The sequence below is a fragment of the Staphylococcus sp. HMSC072E01 genome, from assembly GCF_001814125.1.
In the GTDB taxonomy this organism is placed as follows: Bacteria; Bacillota; Bacilli; order Staphylococcales; family Staphylococcaceae; genus Staphylococcus; species Staphylococcus hominis.
In genome coordinates this window covers 15614-30379 of record NZ_KV814960.1, presented here as the reverse complement: position 1 = coordinate 30379, position 14766 = coordinate 15614, and the positions used below count along the sequence as shown (strand labels likewise).

The window sequence follows — 14766 nt, the reverse complement described above, 5'->3', positions numbered from 1 at the left end:
GGTCTCGTAGTGTAGCGGTTAACACGCCTGCCTGTCACGCAGGAGATCGCGGGTTCGATTCCCGTCGAGACCGCCATTTAATCATTTTAATATATATGGTTCAGTAGCTCAGTTGGTAGAGCAATGGATTGAAGCTCCATGTGTCGGCAGTTCGATTCTGTCCTGAACCATTTCTTGCCGGCCTAGCTCAATTGGTAGAGCAACTGACTTGTAATCAGTAGGTTGGGGGTTCAAGTCCTCTGGCCGGCACCATCTTAACGGAGGGGTAGCGAAGTGGCTAAACGCGGCGGACTGTAAATCCGCTCCTTCGGGTTCGGCAGTTCGAATCTGCCCCCCTCCACCATTATAAATAGGGACATAGTTCAACGGTAGAATAGAGGTCTCCAAAACCTTTGATGTGGGTTCGATTCCTACTGTCCCTGCCATGGCGGTTGTGGCGAAGTGGTTAACGCATCGGATTGTGGTTCCGACACTCGTGGGTTCGATTCCCATCAACCGCCCTTTATTATTAATGGGCTATAGCCAAGCGGTAAGGCAACGGACTTTGACTCCGTCACGCGCTGGTTCGAATCCAGCTAGCCCAGTTTTTATTGGCGGCATAGCCAAGTGGTAAGGCAGAGGTCTGCAAAACCTTTATCACCGGTTCAAATCCGGTTGCCGCCTCCATGTGCTATGCGGGAGTAGTTCAATTTTAGAACACATTCCTTCCCGGAATGAGATATAGGTGTAAGTCCTATCTTCCGCTCCATAATTTGATACAATGCGGGAGTAGTTTAACTTTTAGAATATGTTCCTTCCCGGAACAAGATATAGGTGTAAGTCCTATCTTCCGCTCCATAATTTAATATAACGCGGGAGTAGTTCAACTTTTAGAATATGTTCCTTCCCGGAACAAGATATAGGTGCAAGTCCTATCTTCCGCTCCATAATTGCTTCCATAGGGAAGTTTTTTATTTATCTATATTAAGCCGGCGTGGCGGAATTGGCAGACGCGCGGGACTCAAAATCCCGTTCCTTTATTGGAGTGTCGGTTCGACCCCGACCGCCGGTATTTAATGGAGTTAAAAGGATTAAGTAGAACGCTCTACTTAATCCTTTTTTATTTGATCATTTTTTAACTACTTATTTTATGTTGTATAAAACGGTATAATATAATATTATATAGCTAATATTTAAAAATGGAGGCTATTATGAGTAGAACTAGAATAAACTTAAAATATTTTTTTAGTAATATTCTTAATGCAGTTGGTGCAGGAGTAGTTATTGCATTACTTCCTAATGCACTTTTAGGAGAACTACTAAAATTATTTAAAGATCAACATCCAATATTAGAGCTTGTTTTTCAATTAGTGACAATTATTCAATCGTTTATGGCATTTATTATTGGAATACTGGCAGCACATCAATTCAAATTTAGTGGTGCGGGTGCTAGTATGATAGGTGTATCAGCAATGTTAGGCTCTGGAGCTATACAAATGAATGCAAATGGTATTGCATTAAAAGGAATTGGCGATATTATAAACGTGATTTTAGTTATTATTATCGCATGTGCTTTATATTTATTATTACAAGGAAAATTTGGTTCTTTAGAAATGATTATTTTACCTGTATTTATTCCAGTAGTCAGCGGATTAATTGGATTAACGACTTTGCCATATATACAAATTATTACAAAAAGTTTAGGACATATGATTAATTCATTTACTGAATTTAATCCTCTAATTATGTCTATCTTGATAAGTGTGACATTTTCACTACTAATGGTTACGCCAATTTCTCTAGTTGCTATTGCTACAGCTATTAGTTTAAATGGGTTAGGTAGTGGTGCAGCAAACATGGGAATTGTTGCTGCATGCGTTACTTTTTTCTTTGGTTCTTTACGTGTTAATTCAGTTGGTGTCAATTTAGTTTTATTTATTGGCGCTGCGAAGATGATGATTCCTGTTTATTTAAAACATTTAATCATTGCAATACCATTAACCATTAATGGTATTATTTCAGGTTTGTTAACATACTTCATTGGTATAAAAGGAACACCATTATCAGCTGGATTTGGTTATACAGGATTAGTTGGTCCAATTAATGCGTTTAATAGAATGCCGGGTGATTCGACATTTAATATTATTCTATTAGCATTAGGTTATTTTATTGTTCCATTCATTAGTGCTTTTATTATTCATGAATTATGCAAAAAGTTTATACCATCTTATAATGATAATATTTATAGATTTGAAATTACACATCAATAATATTATTTTAATGGTATTTAAGCATCTATATTACTATAGATGCTTTTTTTGTTTAAAATTTTTATTGCATATTAATTCTTTATTATGTATAATAATTAAAAAGTTATAGGAGGTTGCTATATGAAATATATGTTTAAAACAATTATCATAGCAATCTTAATTAGTTTGACCTTTATAAATATAGAACCTATGGCTCATGCTGATCAAGATGCAAAATGGGAAAAAATTAAGGAAAGTGGAGAATTAAGGGTAGGATTATCAGCTGATTATGCACCATTTGAATTTGAAAAGACTGTAAAAGGTAAGAGTGAATACGTAGGTATAGATATTGATTTAGCTAAAAAAATTGCTAAAGATAATCACTTAAAATTAAAAATTGTGAATATGCAATTTGATAGTTTACTCGGTGCATTAAAAACGGGAAAAATTGATGTTATTATTTCTGGTATGACTTCAACACCAGAAAGAAAGAAAGAAGTTGATTTCTCGGATTCTTATACTAAAACGGGCAATGTAATGCTTATTAGAAAAAGCGATAAAAATAAATTTCATACATTAAAAGACTTTTCTAATAAAAAAGTTGCGGCACAAAAAGGGACTGAACAAGAAAAAATTGCTCAACAAGAAATAGAGAATGCAGACATTAGTTCATTAAATCGTCTACCAGATGCTATTCTTGCAGTTAAAAGTAATAAGGTAGAAGGGTTAGTAATAGAAAAACCCGTTGCTGAAGCATATGTAAAACAAAATAACAGCTTAATGATAGCCAATGTGAATTTTAATGAAGAAAAGAAAGATAATGTCATAGCTGTGCCAAAAAATTCACCTATTCTTTTAGCAAATGTCAATAAATCTATTAAGGAAGTCAATGACCAACATTTAATTAGCAAATACATGGACAAAGCTTCTAAAGATATGCAAGACGATAGTAGCTTTTTTGATAAGTATGGTGCATTTTTCATCAAAGGACTTAAAAATACAATTTTAATATCAATGATTGGTGTAGTATTAGGAGCAGTATTAGGAGCTTTAATTGCTTTAGCTAAATTGAGTAAGTTTAAATTGCTGTCATGGATTGCCTCTATTTACATAGAATTTTTAAGAGGAACACCGATGTTAGTTCAAGTATTTTTAGTTTTCTTTGGAACAACAGCTGTTCTAGGTTTAGATGTTTCAGCATTAGTATGTGGTACTATCGCACTAGTTATTAATTCTTCTGCTTATATTGCAGAAATATTTAGAGCTGGAATTAATGCTGTTGATAAAGGGCAAACAGAGGCAGCTCAATGTTTAGGATTAAATTATTCTAAAACAATGAAATATATCATTTTACCCCAAGCAATTAAAAATATTTTACCAGCACTAGGTAATGAATTTGTAACACTAATTAAAGAATCATCTATTGTTTCTACTATTGGAGTAGGAGAAATTATGTTTAACGCTCAGGTTGTACAAGGTATTTCATTTGATCCTTTTACACCGTTAATTATCGCTGCGATAATGTACTTTATTTTAACATTTACATTGTCTAGAGGTATGAGTTTAATCGAAGGGAGAATGAAAGCCAGTGATTAAAGTTCAAAATTTAAATAAGTCATTTAATAAAAATGTAGTACTCAAAGATATTAATTTAGAGGTTAATAAAGGGGAAGTTGTAGCAATTATAGGGCCATCAGGAAGTGGTAAAAGTACATTATTAAGATGTATGAATTTATTAGAAACTCCATCAAATGGAAAAGTGATTTTTGAAGGAAAAGAATTAACACATAAAAATATAAATTTAAATGAATTACGTCAAAAAATGGGAATGGTATTTCAAAATTTCAATTTATTTCCTCACAAAACAGTATTAGAAAATGTCATTTTAGCACCTAAGTTGTTAAAAAATGTTGATTTAAAAAAGCTAGAAATTGAAGGTAAAGCACTTCTAAAAAAAGTAGGGCTTGAAGAGAAAGCTAATGCATATCCTTCTCAACTCTCTGGCGGACAAAAACAAAGGGTAGCAATAGCAAGAGCTTTAGCTATGCATCCAGATGTCATATTATTTGATGAGCCAACATCAGCACTTGATCCTGAAGTTGTTTATGAAGTACTTAAAGTTATGAAAGATTTAGCTAAAGAGGGTATGACAATGGTGGTTGTAACTCATGAAATGGGTTTTGCTAAAGATGTTGGTGATAAAGTAATATTTATGGCAGATGGATATGTCGTTGAAAGTGAAACACCTGATCAATTATTTAATCATCCCAAACATGAAAGAACTAAAAACTTTTTGGCGAAAGTATTATAGCATGTTGTATTTAAAGACTAATAAAACATTTATAAGGTTTTATGTCTAAAAAGTAATAAAAGTTAATTAAGAAAAGAAGATAGAATGTATTCTGAATTATAAACATAGACTTTCTTTATGAAATTCTCAAAGTTAAAGAATCTGAGACACTTCAAAGTATATCTCAGATTCTTTTTTATTTATAAAAATATTTAATATCATAAAAAATTAAGATTATGTTAAAATATTCTATGGACTTTTTTATAGGAGGCAAGAGTGTTGATGAACCATCAACTTAAACAGGAAATCATTGACTATGCGTATTCCATTGGTATAGATAGTATTGGTTTTACTACCGCTGATCCTTTCGATGAACTGAAACAAAAGTTAGTAGATTATCATGAAAAAGGTTATGCATCAGGTTTTGAAGAATCAGATATTGCGCTGCGAACAGAACCTAAATTATCTTTACCCACAGCACGTTCTATCATAGCTATTGCTGTTGGTTATCCAAATAAGCTAAAGGGAGCGCCAAAAAGTGTAAAAGGCGATAGAAGAGGAATGTTTGCGAGAGCCTCTTGGGGTCAAGATTATCATTCAATTATGAAAAAAAGATTAGATAAATTAAGTGAATTTATTCAATCCAAGGTCCCTGATGTCGAAATAAAAAGCATGGTTGACACTGGGGTACTTTCAGATCGCGCTGTAGCTGAAAGAGCAGGATTAGGATTCGTTGGTAGAAATGGATTTGTTATTAATCCAAAACTAGGAACTTGGACATATTTAGGAGAAATGTTAGTTAGTATTCCTTTTGAACCAGATGATCCTATATTAGACAGTTGTGGAGATTGTACAATTTGTGTAGATAGATGTCCAACGGGCGCTTTAGTAGGGAATGGTCAACTGAATTCTCAAAAATGTATCAGCTTTTTAACTCAAACTAAAGGATATTTAAAAGATGAGTATCGATATAAAATCGGTAATCGTCTTTATGGTTGTGATACTTGTCAACAAGTTTGTCCGAAAAATAGAGGTATTAATACAACCCACGAAGATATTATTTTAGAACCTGAAATATTAAAGCCACGTTTAGTTCCATTGTTACAAATGAGTAATAAAGAATTTAAAAATACTTATGGTCATTTGGCAGGAGCATGGAGAGGTAAAAAACCTATACAGCGGAATGCAATTATTGCACTTGCACATTTTGGTGAAGAAGCGGCTATTCCTGAATTAAAGGAAGTAGCATTGAATGATCCAAGACCCATGATAAGAGGAACAGCATATTGGGCTATTGGTCAAATACTTGGCAATGATGCAAGAACATTTATTTATGAGCACTATGATAATGAGATTGAAGAAGTTCAAGTTGAAATGAGAAAAGGACTAGAAATGAGGAAATAAAATGACAAATCATATTGTGTTATTCCAACCAGAAATACCTGCAAACACTGGAAATATCGCACGTACATGCGCAGGTACTAATACACACTTGCATTTAATTAAACCATTAGGCTTTAGTACAGATGACAAGATGCTAAAACGAGCTGGATTAGATTATTGGGAACATGTTAATATCACTTATCATGAAAATATTGAATCATTTTTCGAAGTGACAAATGGTAAATATTATTTACTTACTAAATTTGGTAAACAAACTTATAGTGATTTTGATTTTTCAAATACTGAAATAGAAAATTATTTTATTTTTGGTAGAGAAACGACAGGTTTACCAGATTGGGTGAAAGAGAAGTATGCAGATACTGCTTTAAGAATTCCTATGAGTGATCATATTCGCTCTTTAAATTTATCTAATACTGCTGCTTTATTGATTTATGAAGCATTGCGACAACAAAATTTCCCAGGATTAAAGTAGAATTTAAAATTAATTACTATAATAGAATAAAAAATGTTATATTTATTAATGAATTATTATAAAAATTTTAAAATAGTTTGATATCCCCTTAAATAGGGTAATTTAGTAAATAAATGAATTATTTTAGTTGAACTTTACATTTAGAGGAGTGTAATTATTATGGCGATGAATTTTAAAGTATTTGAAGATAAACAACATGCAGCAGATTACGCTGGAGATATTATTAGAAAACAATTTAACAATAACCCAACTACCATTGCTGGATTTCATTTAAACAAGGATTCTGCACCTGTATTAGATGAACTAAAAAAATCAGTTGATCGTAACGCTGTAGATTTTAGTCAAATTAATATTCTTGATTATGATGATAATCATTCGTTTTATGAAGCTTTAGGTGTACCTTCTGAGCAAGTATATTCTATTAGTCTTGATGATGATGCCGAATCATTAATCAATGATAGAATTAAAACAAAGGAAAATAAAGGGAAACTGACTTTACAAGTTGTTTCAATCGATAACACTGGACATTTAGATGTTAATATTCGTCAAGGTTTGATGAAAGCACGTGAAATTATCTTAGTTGTAACTGGTGCTGAAAAAAGTGAAGTTATCAAACGATTATATGAAGAAAATGGTAAATCAAACTTTTTACCAGCTGATTTAAAAGTACATCGTATGGTAACTGTTGTTTTAGACAGAGCTGCTGCTGATGGATTACCAGAAGATGTTAAAGAATACTTCACAGCGAGATTTGCATAATATTTAATTTTATTGTGAGGTTATTTTTATGAGTAAAGATAGTAAACGTAATTATCATGAAGACGAAAATGCAATGGTTCAAAATATGGATGATTTAGAAGCATTAGGAAAAGAAATGGAACAGATTTCTGAAGAAAATGATGAAGATAAATATAATCAAACACATGATTCAGAAGCGCGTTCAGATTTAAATTAATATATTTTAGCATTTTAATTAATTGCTTCGGTAGATTAATTAAAATGCTTTTTTTATGTAATACAACTTATGATACAATATATTTTAATGAAAATGAAGGAGATAAAAATATGTTACATAAGTATTGGCTACCTTTAACAATTATTACAATCATTGTTAGCTTAATTTCTATTAAAGGTTTTCCCATTGCTCTAGGAGCACTCTATCTACCAGTGTTATTTAAAGTGATTCAATTACAATTGAATTTATCAAAAGATTTAATCGATAATGCAACTGCTCATCCATTTATTAAGAGTAATCAAAAAGGAATTATGATTAGTGTGATATGTATATTAATTGTAACAGGAATCTTGGCATATACACTTAATGATTTTTATCGAAGTTTAGGTGGGGGTTTAGGTATATTAGTAAAGATAAGTCCTGTTACGCTGGTCATAAGCGCTATTTTGTATATAATAAGTGCTATTTCAGTTGTAAAAGCAGTAAAATATAAATATGAATAAGATTTAATTCTTAAACACGTGAAGTAATACAACTTCATGTGTTTTATTTTTATAAATGAAACCGCTTTATATTCGAATTGCTACATTAATTTTATTAATGATATACTATTACTAAATCATAAATAAGGGGGATTATTGAATGTCTGTAAGAATTGAACATGATACGTTTGGTGAAATTGAAGTACCATCTGATAAATATTGGGGCGCACAAACTGAAAGAAGTAAGCGTAACTTTCCAGTAGGTAAAGAACATATGCCTATTGAAGTGATTTATGGTTTTGCTCAGTTAAAAAGAGGTGCCGCGCTTGCTAATCATGAATTAGGAAAATTAAGTGATACTAAGAAAGATGCTATCATTTATGCTTGTGACTTAATTTTAAATGGAGAACTTGATGGTCATTTTCCTTTAGTTGTATGGCAAACTGGAAGCGGTACTCAAAGTAATATGAATGTAAACGAAGTCGTAAGTTATGTGGCTAATGAGTACTTAAAAGAACATAATAGCGATGAATCAATTCATCCCAATGATGATGTTAATAAATCTCAAAGTTCGAATGATACATTCCCAACAGCGATGCATGTTGCTTTATACCATGAAATTGAAACGAAACTAGAACCTGCTTTAAAACATTTACGAGACACGTTTAAAGAAAAAGAAAACCAATATCAATCAATTATTAAAATTGGTAGAACTCACTTACAAGATGCTACTCCAATTCGATTAGGACAAGAAATTAGTGGATGGCGTTATATGCTAGATAAATGTGAACAATTATTGGCTGAATCTAAACAACATATTTTAAATTTAGCTATTGGTGGAACAGCAGTTGGAACAGGAATTAATGCACATCCAGAATTTGGAGATAAAGTAGCTAAATATATCTCAGAACATACTGGCTATGCCTTTGTTTCATCTGAAAATAAATTTCATGCTTTAACTTCACATGATGAAGTGGTGCAACTTCATGGAACACTAAAAGCATTGGCAGCAGACTTAATGAAAATAGCAAATGATATAAGATGGCTTGCTTCAGGACCTAGAGCCGGACTTGCAGAAATTTCGATTCCAGAAAATGAACCAGGTTCATCAATTATGCCAGGCAAAGTTAATCCAACACAATGTGAAATGCTAACAATGGTTGCAGTACAAGTGATAGGAAATGATACGACAGTAGGTATAGCGAGTTCTCAAGGTAATTTTGAACTTAATGTATTTAAACCTGTGATTCTTCATAATACATTGCAATCTATTTACTTATTAGCTGATGGAATGGAAACATTTAATGAAAATTGTGCTATAGGTATTGAACCAATTGAAGAAAATATCAATCATTATTTAAATCAATCATTAATGCTTGTAACTGCACTAAATCCTCATATTGGATATGAAAAAGCGGCTCAAATAGCTAAAAAAGCTCATAAGGAAGGTTTAACACTTAAAGAATCAGCAATTAATTCTGGCTACGTTACAGAAGAACAATTCGAGGAATGGATTAAACCAGAAGATATGGTCGATCCTCATTAAAATAACATTACCAATTGAAATGCTCCTTTTAAAGATAATGCTTTGATCTGCGTTATCTAAAAGGAGCATTTTTAAAATTTATTCATCATCTAAACTTACAGAAATCAATTCTTGAGTAAGTGGATGAGTGAATTCTATCTTATAACTATTCAATTCTAATTGACGTAAGGTAGCATCTCCATATAATGGATCACCTATGACAGGATGACCAATTTCTGCTAAATGTACACGTATTTGATGAGTACGTCCTGTATCTAATTTTATTTCCAATTGACAAATGCCTTCTTTAATCATTTTTGATGTTAAGATATGAGTGATAGCTCGTTGCCCGGTATTAGAAATACGACGCTTATTGGGATGAAATTTATCTTTACCGATTGGCATATCAATTGTTTGTGGTTTTAGAGGTAGTAATGCTTTTACATTTGCACGATAAATACGTGTAATTTGATTCTCTTCAAGCATTCTATCTAATATTTTTTTCATTAAAGGATTTTTAGCAACAATTAATAACCCCACAGTTTCTTGGTCTAGACGATGAATCGGTTCAACGTAGTCGCTATCCATGGTATAGATAACATGGTTCATTAGTGTATTGCTTTCTTTTAAATCATTTGGATGAGTTTTAACTCCTTTAGGTTTTACCACAATCGCTAAATCGTTATCTTCATATGCAATCTGTGCGTAACGATAACTTGGTAAATAATTACTTTTTTCTTTAGGGGTAGGAATATAAACAACATCATTTGTGACAACTTTATCTGTCAATTTACTAGATTGTTGATTAATCGTGATATCTTTAGACATATTTAATTGGTGTAAATCTTTTTTTGGTAGTTTTAACTTTTGAAAAATTTCACGTAACGTATCATTATTGAAAGTTTCAGGTACATTGAATTTCATAATATCCTCCTATTATATTCTGTTTAATCATATCATAATTTACAATGATAATTATAAATGTTTTCATTAGTCTATTTTTAAATTTAAAAAATGAACGATATAATAATAAATGCAAAATAACAAAATGGGGCGAAAATATGGAGAAACCGACACGTTTAGCATTATTAAAAGAAATTGCTGAATATCTAAATGAAGAAACTGAATTATATAATATGATGAATAAAGCATTGGATTATTTAATCAATGGCAGCAATTTTACAACAGGTTGGATTTTTTTTATCAATAAAAAAGGTGAACAAGAACTTGTAGCTAGCACTGACTTACCTCATTCATTAAAAAATAATAATTGTAAGTATTTAAACAATGGTACGTGTTGGTGTGTCAATGCTTATCATCATAAAAATTTAACAAAAGCATCTAATATTATAAATTGTTCAAGAATCAATTTAGCTAACCAAGAAAGTCAAAAAGATGATTATCTTATTACGCATCATGCGACAGTACCACTTAGATCAGGAGATGAACAGTATGGATTATTAAATGTCGCGACACCTCATACTGTAGTATATAGTCAAGATGATTTAGAGTTATTAGAATCAGTAGCTTTACAAATCGGTTCTGCAATTAAACGTATATACTTAACAGACCAAGAAAAAGAAGCAGCACGCACAAGTGAACGAAATCGACTAGCACGTGATTTACATGATTCAGTTAACCAAATGCTTTTTTCATTAAAACTAACAGCTCATGCTGCACATGATATCACAGAGGATAGAACAGCTAAAAAAGCATTTAAGTTGATTGAAGATACAAGTCAAAACGCAGTAAATGAAATGCGTGCGTTAATTTGGCAACTTAAGCCAATTGGTTTAGAACATGGATTAGTGAATGCGATTGAACATTATGCGAATATGTTAGATTTAAAATTAAACATCGAAGTAAGAGGATTGATTAAATTATCCAATTTAGTTGAAGAAAATGTGTATCGAATGATTCAAGAAGCTCTAAATAATACGAAGAAACATGCACAAACGAATCATGTATCTATTAACATTCAACAAAATGAACATCAATTATATATTAAAATTTATGATGATGGAAAAGGATTTAGTGTGCGTGATGACTTAAATCAAACGACGCATGGTCTAAAAAATATAAAACAACGTATTCATAGTTTAGATGGAGAATTTAACATACAATCAGATAAACTAATGGGGACAACTATTTATCTTAATATTCCAATTTAAAGTAGGTGATAAATTTGGCAAGTATCGTTTTAATCGATGATCATCACATCGTTAGACAAGGACTAGAATTTCTAATTTCAACAGTTGAGGGTTTAGATATACAAGCAAGTTTTTCAGATGGTGAAGCATTTATTAAATATTTAAATGAGAATAATATTCCTGATTTAGTATTATTAGATTTAGTTATGCCTAATATGAATGGTATCGAAGTGACGCATTATATAAAAACATATTACCCTTACATAAAAGTGTTAGTGCTTACAAGTTATGTGGATGATGAATATGTTATGTCTGCCATTAATGAAGGTGCTGATGGTTATGAAATTAAAGATGTCGAACCACAAAAGCTGATTGCTACTATTACTAAAGTATTAAATAATGAGAAAATAATACATCCAAAAGCTAAAAATGTAATTGATGCAATGCATGAAAAACCACACTTTAATAATAAATTATCTAAAAGAGAGATGGAAGTATTAAAAGAAATGGTGAAAGGTAAGACAAATAAAGACATTGCAAAAAGTTTATTTGTATCTGAGAAAACAGTTAAGACACATGTCAGTCATATATTTAATAAATTGCAAGTTTCAGATCGGACACAAGCTGCTATATATGCTATTGAAAATAAATTAATATAAATTGAATAGGTCTATTAGAAATAAAAACGGTATTTTTAAAATAGTATAATAATAAATAAATGACTTATATTATTATTTTAATTATTTTGATAATTTTGCCATTTATAAAATTATACGTAAAAACAAAAATTTCTCTTTTCATTTTATTGAAAATATATTAAGATGTAATTTGTGTTTCAAGAAATGTGTATTATTGCAATTTCTTGCGTCCGGATAAAATAACTCCTATTAGAAAGGTAGAGAAGAGTAATGGATAGACAGAGTTTTACAGATTTAATTCAAACAAAATTTAAAATGGTGCGTATTGAAGCAGGATACACACAAGATACTATGGCACAAACAATAGGTCTTTCTAAAAAAACACTTGTTCAAATCGAAAAAGAACGGGTATTACCAAACTGGACAACTTGTGTATCAATTTGTGCTTTATTTAGAGATTCAGATGTTTTAAATAACACATTTGGTTGTGATCCATTAGAAATTGTACAAACAATTTCAAGAAACCATTGTGCATATCCTAATCATTCTACAACAAGTGATATTTATTGGAATACAATGGAAACTCGTAATGGATTTATTTTACAAAGTAATAAAGTAAGTAATATCTACAGAGTGCTTAATCCTGAAAAACAACCTATTTTTGGAACATCTAAATTAAGAGAAGCAGAAACTTACTTTAATAGAAATGCTAAAGAAGAATTAATGCACGTTTAATTTTAATATAAATAAGATATAGTGATAGAAGGGTTGACTTTCAACTGAATCACTATTTTCAATTAATAATGAATTCACTGTAATTTTGCGATGAATTCATTATTTTTTTATTTCAAAAATTTGTAAATATAAATGTACGTTGAACAATTAAGTTATGAAGTTTACATTTGTCATGGTATAATTTTGCTATTGCTTATATAAAAATTAAGGAGTTATTTAAATGCAAGCAGTATTAGTAGTCATCTTTATGATAGTAATAGGAGCAATCATTGGCGGTGTCACGAATGTTATAGCTATTAGAATGTTGTTTCACCCCTATAAAGCGCATTATATATTTAATATGCGAATTCCATTTACACCTGGTTTAATACCTAAAAGAAGAGATGAAATTGCAACAAAGATAGGACAAGTGATTGAAGAACATCTCATTACAGAAACATTGATTCACAACAAACTAAATGAAACAAAAACTAAAGAAACGATTAATAAATTAGTTAAGGAGCAAATAACGAAATTAAAAAGTGATCAAGCTACAATTCGTCACTTTGCTGAGAAGTTTGATATTAAAATAGATTACTTAGTCAATGAGAAATTAGAAGATACAATTTCACACAAGCTATTAGCTTTTTATAATGATCATCGAAATGAAGAAGTGATTAAGTTACTACCAAAAGAAACTAAGCGAATGATTGATAAGAAAGTCGAACCATTAGGAGATTTATTATGCGAAAGAGCACGTGTTTATTTGTCCTCTGATAAAGGCGCTCGTGATATTTATGACATGCTTGATACATTTTTTAATGAAAAAGGTAAAATTGTTGGATTACTACAAATGTTTATGACAAAAGAAAGTATTGCAGATAGAATCCAACATGAATTGATTCGTTTAACCAATCATCCTAAAGCAAAACGTATTGTAAACCAAGTGATTGATAATGAATATGAGACGCTAAAACGACAACCACTTAAGAAAATCATTGATGAGGCTCAATTTTCAAAACTATCAGACTCAGTTATATTACTTATTACTTCATATTTAAATTTAAATGAAAAAATAGATAAACCACTTAATCAATTATCACCAAGATTAATGCAATATTTAGAGACAACGTTATCAGATAAAGTTACACAACTTATTATTAGTCAAGCATCCAAACATCTCTCAACTATAATGCAAAAAATTAACCTACGTAAATTAGTAGAAGATCAAATCAATACATTTGATTTAGATTACATTGAAAAGTTGATTATTGAAATTGCTAATAAAGAATTAAAATTAATTACCTTATTAGGATTTATTTTAGGTGGTATGATTGGTCTTTTCCAAGGTTTAATCGCAATTTTTGTATAACTAATCATAATATGTTATGGTATTAAAGAGTTGTCAAAATATCATTATTACACGAAGGAGTGCAATTTAAAATGGCAGTAAATTTATATGATCATGCAAATCAACTAGAACAAGCATTAAGAGATAGTGATGAATACAAAGCTATTAAAGATGCTTTCGCTAAAGTTAAAGAAAATGAAGAATCTAAAAAATTATTCGATGAGTTCCGTGAAACTCAAATGAATTTCCAACAAAAACAAATGCAAGGTCAAGAAATTCCTGAAGAAGAATTAACTAAAGCTCAAGAACAAGCTCAAGCTATTGAAAAAGATGAAAATATTTCACAATTAATGCAAGCAGAACAAAAAATGAGTCAAGTTTTCCAAGAAATTAATCAAATTATTGTAAAACCTTTAGACGAAATTTACGTTGACTAATTAATAATTTAAGTAATGGATACTACGCGATTTTTTCATAAAATTGCGTAGTTTTTTTATGTCAAAGTTCATCGACCCATATTCATAAGATATGGTAAAATATAGTAATACATAAAGATA

At 30.7% G+C, this 14766-nt stretch carries 15 protein-coding genes and 11 tRNA genes; 25 read left to right on the top strand and 1 reads right to left on the bottom strand.

The genetic code is table 11. The features are described from left to right. The 20 genes from HMPREF2953_RS01850 (at nt 1) to fumC (ending at nt 9377) form a co-directional block, all read left to right on the top strand. Nucleotides 1-76 (top strand) — tRNA-Asp (locus HMPREF2953_RS01850). Nucleotides 77-97: 21 nt separating this feature from the next. Beyond that, nucleotides 98-170 (top strand) — tRNA-Phe (locus HMPREF2953_RS01845). A gap of 6 nt (nt 171-176) precedes the next feature. Then, nucleotides 177-252, top strand: a tRNA-Thr gene (locus tag HMPREF2953_RS01840). Between the two features lie 7 nt (nt 253-259). After that, a tRNA-Tyr gene (locus HMPREF2953_RS01835) sits at nt 260-343 on the top strand. A gap of 8 nt (nt 344-351) precedes the next feature. Continuing rightward, nucleotides 352-425, top strand: a tRNA-Trp gene (locus HMPREF2953_RS01830). 2 nt (nt 426-427) lie between these two features. After that, nucleotides 428-500, top strand: a tRNA-His gene (locus HMPREF2953_RS01825). 12 nt (nt 501-512) lie between these two features. Beyond that, nucleotides 513-584, top strand: a tRNA-Gln gene (locus tag HMPREF2953_RS01820). 8 nt (nt 585-592) lie between these two features. Continuing rightward, nucleotides 593-666 (top strand) — tRNA-Cys (locus HMPREF2953_RS01815). An 8-nt stretch (nt 667-674) separates the two neighbouring features. Then, nucleotides 675-748, top strand: a tRNA-Gly gene (locus HMPREF2953_RS01810). A 103-nt stretch (nt 749-851) separates the two neighbouring features. Beyond that, a tRNA-Gly gene (locus tag HMPREF2953_RS01805) sits at nt 852-926 on the top strand. A 41-nt stretch (nt 927-967) separates the two neighbouring features. After that, nucleotides 968-1051, top strand: a tRNA-Leu gene (locus HMPREF2953_RS01800). A 139-nt stretch (nt 1052-1190) separates the two neighbouring features. Beyond that, nucleotides 1191-2249 (top strand): PTS sugar transporter subunit IIC, encoded by a 1059-nt coding sequence (locus tag HMPREF2953_RS01795; protein WP_002449624.1) that lies wholly within the window; start codon nt 1191-1193, stop codon nt 2247-2249. Between the two features lie 120 nt (nt 2250-2369). Next, complete coding sequence (locus tag HMPREF2953_RS01790; protein ID WP_070671484.1) at nt 2370-3824, top strand: ABC transporter substrate-binding protein/permease; 1455 nt, start codon at nt 2370-2372, stop codon at nt 3822-3824. Next, the gene (locus tag HMPREF2953_RS01785; protein ID WP_002449645.1) at nt 3817-4539 is read left to right on the top strand and encodes an amino acid ABC transporter ATP-binding protein; all 723 of its coding nucleotides are present in this window, start codon (nt 3817-3819) and stop codon (nt 4537-4539) included. Before HMPREF2953_RS01790 ends, HMPREF2953_RS01785 begins: the two co-directional genes overlap by 8 nt. A 261-nt stretch (nt 4540-4800) precedes the next feature. Next, nucleotides 4801-5922 (top strand): tRNA epoxyqueuosine(34) reductase QueG, encoded by a 1122-nt coding sequence (gene queG, locus HMPREF2953_RS01780; protein ID WP_049334938.1) that lies wholly within the window; start codon nt 4801-4803, stop codon nt 5920-5922. Between the two features lies 1 nt (nt 5923). Continuing rightward, the gene (gene trmL / locus HMPREF2953_RS01775; protein ID WP_002449676.1) at nt 5924-6394 is read left to right on the top strand and encodes a tRNA (uridine(34)/cytosine(34)/5-carboxymethylaminomethyluridine(34)-2'-O)-methyltransferase TrmL; all 471 of its coding nucleotides are present in this window, start codon (nt 5924-5926) and stop codon (nt 6392-6394) included. Nucleotides 6395-6553: 159 nt separating this feature from the next. Continuing rightward, nucleotides 6554-7153, top strand: a complete 600-nt coding sequence (locus HMPREF2953_RS01770) for a 6-phosphogluconolactonase (protein WP_002449669.1) — start codon at nt 6554-6556, stop codon at nt 7151-7153. Between the two features lie 22 nt (nt 7154-7175). Beyond that, on the top strand, nt 7176-7349 hold the full coding sequence (locus HMPREF2953_RS11210; protein WP_249339582.1) for an SAS053 family DNA gyrase inhibitor: 174 nt from the start codon (nt 7176-7178) through the stop codon (nt 7347-7349). 110 nt (nt 7350-7459) lie between these two features. After that, complete coding sequence (locus tag HMPREF2953_RS01765) at nt 7460-7852, top strand: hypothetical protein (protein WP_002449658.1); 393 nt, start codon at nt 7460-7462, stop codon at nt 7850-7852. Nucleotides 7853-7991: 139 nt separating this feature from the next. Further along, a complete protein-coding gene (gene fumC, locus HMPREF2953_RS01760) occupies nt 7992-9377 on the top strand; it encodes a class II fumarate hydratase (protein WP_049334939.1) in 1386 nt (461 codons plus the stop codon). Nucleotides 9378-9455: 78 nt separating this feature from the next. Here the strand turns inward: fumC and HMPREF2953_RS01755 are convergent, their stop codons facing one another. Then, complete coding sequence (locus HMPREF2953_RS01755; protein WP_049334940.1) at nt 9456-10280, bottom strand: RluA family pseudouridine synthase; 825 nt, start codon at nt 10278-10280, stop codon at nt 9456-9458. Between the two features lie 137 nt (nt 10281-10417). On the opposite strand from HMPREF2953_RS01755, the gene HMPREF2953_RS01750 reads away from it, so the two are divergent. The 5 genes from HMPREF2953_RS01750 to HMPREF2953_RS01730 all read left to right on the top strand — a co-directional run bounded on the left by HMPREF2953_RS01750 (nt 10418) and on the right by HMPREF2953_RS01730 (nt 14646). Next, entirely contained in the window at nt 10418-11527 is a 1110-nt protein-coding gene (locus HMPREF2953_RS01750) for a GAF domain-containing sensor histidine kinase (protein ID WP_070671483.1), read from the top strand. Nucleotides 11528-11541: 14 nt separating this feature from the next. Continuing rightward, complete coding sequence (locus tag HMPREF2953_RS01745) at nt 11542-12165, top strand: response regulator (RefSeq protein WP_002449659.1); 624 nt, start codon at nt 11542-11544, stop codon at nt 12163-12165. 249 nt (nt 12166-12414) lie between these two features. Next, nucleotides 12415-12879, top strand: coding sequence for an XRE family transcriptional regulator XdrA (locus HMPREF2953_RS01740; RefSeq protein ID WP_002449642.1), 465 nt, complete (start codon nt 12415-12417; stop codon nt 12877-12879). Nucleotides 12880-13099: 220 nt separating this feature from the next. Next, nucleotides 13100-14230, top strand: a complete 1131-nt coding sequence (locus HMPREF2953_RS01735) for a DUF445 domain-containing protein (protein ID WP_049334942.1) — start codon at nt 13100-13102, stop codon at nt 14228-14230. Between the two features lie 71 nt (nt 14231-14301). Then, on the top strand, nt 14302-14646 hold the full coding sequence (locus tag HMPREF2953_RS01730; RefSeq protein ID WP_049334943.1) for a YlbF/YmcA family competence regulator: 345 nt from the start codon (nt 14302-14304) through the stop codon (nt 14644-14646). Nucleotides 14647-14766 lie beyond the last annotated feature (120 nt).

Excerpts from the sequence above, each read along its gene's own strand:
- HMPREF2953_RS01795 (WP_002449624.1), top strand. The coding sequence starts at position 1,191 with ATGAGTAGAACTAGAATAAACTTAAAATATTTTTTTAGTAATATTCTT.
- HMPREF2953_RS01790 (WP_070671484.1), top strand. The coding sequence starts at position 2,370 with ATGAAATATATGTTTAAAACAATTATCATAGCAATCTTAATTAGTTTG.
- queG (WP_049334938.1), top strand. The coding sequence starts at position 4,801 with ATGAACCATCAACTTAAACAGGAAATCATTGACTATGCGTATTCCATT.
- trmL (WP_002449676.1), top strand. The coding sequence starts at position 5,924 with ATGACAAATCATATTGTGTTATTCCAACCAGAAATACCTGCAAACACT.
- HMPREF2953_RS01770 (WP_002449669.1), top strand. The coding sequence starts at position 6,554 with ATGGCGATGAATTTTAAAGTATTTGAAGATAAACAACATGCAGCAGAT.
- HMPREF2953_RS01765 (WP_002449658.1), top strand. The coding sequence starts at position 7,460 with ATGTTACATAAGTATTGGCTACCTTTAACAATTATTACAATCATTGTT.
- fumC (WP_049334939.1), top strand. The coding sequence starts at position 7,992 with ATGTCTGTAAGAATTGAACATGATACGTTTGGTGAAATTGAAGTACCA.
- HMPREF2953_RS01755 (WP_049334940.1), bottom strand. The coding sequence starts at position 10,280 with ATGAAATTCAATGTACCTGAAACTTTCAATAATGATACGTTACGTGAA.
- HMPREF2953_RS01750 (WP_070671483.1), top strand. The coding sequence starts at position 10,418 with ATGGAGAAACCGACACGTTTAGCATTATTAAAAGAAATTGCTGAATAT.
- HMPREF2953_RS01740 (WP_002449642.1), top strand. The coding sequence starts at position 12,415 with ATGGATAGACAGAGTTTTACAGATTTAATTCAAACAAAATTTAAAATG.
- HMPREF2953_RS01735 (WP_049334942.1), top strand. The coding sequence starts at position 13,100 with ATGCAAGCAGTATTAGTAGTCATCTTTATGATAGTAATAGGAGCAATC.
- HMPREF2953_RS01730 (WP_049334943.1), top strand. The coding sequence starts at position 14,302 with ATGGCAGTAAATTTATATGATCATGCAAATCAACTAGAACAAGCATTA.